Origin of the sequence: Phenylobacterium sp. (genome assembly GCF_020253645.1) — a bacterium.
In the GTDB taxonomy this organism is placed as follows: Bacteria; Pseudomonadota; Alphaproteobacteria; order Caulobacterales; family Caulobacteraceae; genus Phenylobacterium.
Genome location: NZ_JADCBG010000215.1, coordinates 1 through 3,013, shown reverse-complemented (window position 1 = coordinate 3,013; position 3,013 = coordinate 1). Strand labels below are relative to the sequence as shown.

The 3,013-nt window shown below is 71.2% G+C and carries 2 protein-coding genes; both read right to left on the bottom strand.

From position 1 onward, the window contains the following. Positions 1 to 494: signal peptidase II (gene lspA / locus INE98_RS13965; RefSeq protein ID WP_293539705.1), on the bottom strand; the 494-nt coding region annotated here is incomplete at its 3' end. Then, a partial coding sequence (gene ileS, locus INE98_RS13960; RefSeq protein WP_293539704.1) for an isoleucine--tRNA ligase occupies positions 487 to 3,013 on the bottom strand: 2,527 nt, incomplete at its 5' end. The genes ileS and lspA, both read right to left, overlap by 8 nt.

Below are 3,013 nucleotides of genomic sequence, written 5' to 3'. Positions count from 1 at the left end.
TGGGAAGGGGCTTTCCGGAAGGAGTCTGCCAGCATCAGGATCACGCCGATGGTGATGGCGCTGTCGGCCAGATTGAACACCCAGGGGAAGAAACCGATGGCGCTGACATCGATGAAGTCGACCACGGCGCCGAAGCGCGCCCGGTCGATAGCGTTGCCGACGGCGCCGCCGATGATCAGGCCGAGGGCGAGCCCCAGCAGCCGCCGGTCCGCCCGACTCGCCCAGATCGCCAGGGCCAGGGCGACGCCGAGGGCGAAGACGGTCAGGCCCCACCGGGCGAGGTCATGGGTCGCCTGGAGAAATCCGAAGCTGACGCCTTCGTTCCAGACCATGGTCAGCTTCAGCGGTCCGAGCACCGGTGTCGAGACGCGGGTCGGCAGGTCCAGCCCATAGAGAATCCAGGCCTTGAGCGCCTGATCGGCGGCCAGGAGGACGGCGGAGAGGCTGAAGGCCAGCCGGCCGGCCGGGGTCACTGCGGGCGCCGCCTCAGACACGGCTCGCATCCCAGGCGGCGACGGCGTCGGCGTCGCGCAGGGACAGGTCCGGGTAGCGCGGGTCCTGGCCCACCTCGGGCAGGATGCGCCAGGAGCGGGCGCACTTGCGGCCTTCGGCCCGTCGGGGCTCGACGCTCACGCCGGGAACCTCGGCCAGGGCGAAGGCGCCCTGCGGCCCCGCGCCCGCCACGAGGGTCGCCTGGGAGGTGCGAAAGACCTCCGCCGGGTCCAGGTCCTCGAAGGCCGCCCGCAGGCTGGCGTCGGCGACATGCACCACCGGCGCGGCCTCCAGGGGCCCGCCCAGGCGCTTCTCGCGCCGCTCGGCCTCCAGGGCGCCCATGACCACGCGGGTCACGGCCTGGACCTTCGCCCAGCGGGCGGCCTCGGCCGGATGGCTCCAGGCGGCGGGGGTGTCGGGGAAGATCCGCAGGCAGTTGGAGCCGGCCTCGGGGAAGCGGGTGGTCCAGGCCTCTTCCATGGTGAAGGGGATCAGGGGCGCCAGCCAGATGGTCAGGCGCTCGAAGACCAGGTCCATCACCGTGCGGGCGGCCCGGCGCGTCAGGCTGTCGGGCCGGTCGCAGTAGAGGGCGTCGCGGCGGATGTCGAAGAAGAGGGCCGACAGGTCGGTCTGGCAGAACTCGGTCAGGGGCCGGGCCACGTCCTGGAAGGAGAAGCGGCCGTAGGCCTCGCGCACCTCGCCGTCGAGCTCATGCAGGCGGTGCAGGATGTAGCGCTCGAGCGGCGGCATGTCGGCGGGGTCGACCCGCTCGGCCTCGGAGAACCCGGCCAGGGCGCCCAGCAGGTAGCGCAGGGTGTTGCGCAGCTTGCGGTAGGCGTCGGTGGTGGTGGCCAGGATGGTCTTCCCGATCCTCTGGTCCTCGGCGTAGTCGACCATGGCCGCCCAGAGGCGGAGGATCTCGGCGCCGGACTCGCGGATGACGGTGTCGGGCTCCAGGGTGTTGCCCTTGGACTTCGACATCTTCTCGCCGTTCTCGTCGACGGTGAAGCCGTGGGTCATGATGGCGTCATAGGGCGCCCGGCCCCGGGTGCCGGAGCTCTCCAGCAGGGACGACTGGAACCAGCCCCGGTGCTGGTCGCTGCCCTCGAGGTAGAGGTCGGCGGGCCAGCGGGTGTTTTCCCGGCCCTCCAGGGTGAAGGCGTGGGTCGAGCCGGAGTCGAACCAGACGTCGAGGATGTCCTCGACCTTCTCGAAGCGGTCCGGATCGTGGCCGCCGAGGAAGCGCTCCGGCGGGTCGGTGAACCAGGCGTCGGCGCCGCGCTCGGCGATGGCCGCGACGATACGCCGGTTGACCTCCGGGTCCACCAGGGGCTGGAAGGTCTCCTTGTCGACGAACATGGCGAGCGGCGCGCCCCAGGCCCGCTGGCGGCTGATCAGCCAGTCCGGCCGGCCCTCGACCATGGAGCGGATGCGGTTGCGCCCGGCCTCCGGGTAGAAGGCGGTGGCGGCGATGGCCTTCAGGGCCGTCTCGCGCAGGGTGGCCCCCTTCAGCTCCGGCGTGTCCACGGCCTCGTCCATGCGGATGAACCACTGGGGCGTGTTGCGGAAGATGACCGGCGCCTTGGAGCGCCAGGAGTGGGGATAGCTGTGCTCCAGCCGGCCCCGGGCCAGGAGGTTTCCGGCCTCGACCAGCTTTTCCATCACCGCGCCGTTGGCCGGGCCGAACTTCCCGGCCTTCTTGCCTTCGGTCTCCAGGACCTTGAGGCCGCCAAAGAGGGCGACGTGGGGCAGGTAGGCGCCGTCGGCGTCCACCGTCTCGGGGATCTCCCGGTGGCCGTGGGCCAGCCACAGGAGGTAGTCGTCGACCCCGTGGCCGGGGGCGGTGTGGACGAAGCCCGTCCCCGCGTCGTCCGTGACGTGGTCGCCCGACAGCATCGGCACGGCGAAGCCATAGTGGTCGTCCAGGGTCGCCAGGGGATGGCGGCAGGTCATGCCCGAGGGATCTACGGCCTCGACCCGTCGCCAGCGGGCGATCTTTGCGGCGGCGGCCACGTCGGCGGCGCGGGCGTCGGCGACGATCAGGCGGTCGCCCGCCTTGGCCCAGGGCTCGAAGTCCAGGCCGGTCTCCATGGCCTCGACCTCGTAGACCGCGTAGGCGATTTCCGGAGAGAAGGCGATGGCGCGGTTGGCCGGCAGGGTCCAGGGGGTGGTGGTCCAGATCACCACGCTGGCGTGGTCGGCGGCCTGAGGGCCCTCGACCACCGGGAACTTCACCCAGACGGTGGGGCTGTTGTGGTCATGGTACTCGACCTCGGCGTCGGCCAGGGCCGTGCGCTCCACCGGGCTCCACATGACGGGCTTGGAGCCCCGGTAGAGCTGGCCCGAGACCACGAACTTGTGGAACTCGTTGACGATGGCCGCCTCGGACGAGAAGTCCATGGTGGCGTAACGGTTGTCCCAGTCGCCCAGCACGCCAAGGCGGCGGAAGCCGGCCTTCTGGACCTCGATCCACTGGGCGGCGTAGGCCCGGCAGCGCTCGCGGAACTCGGCCTTCGAGACG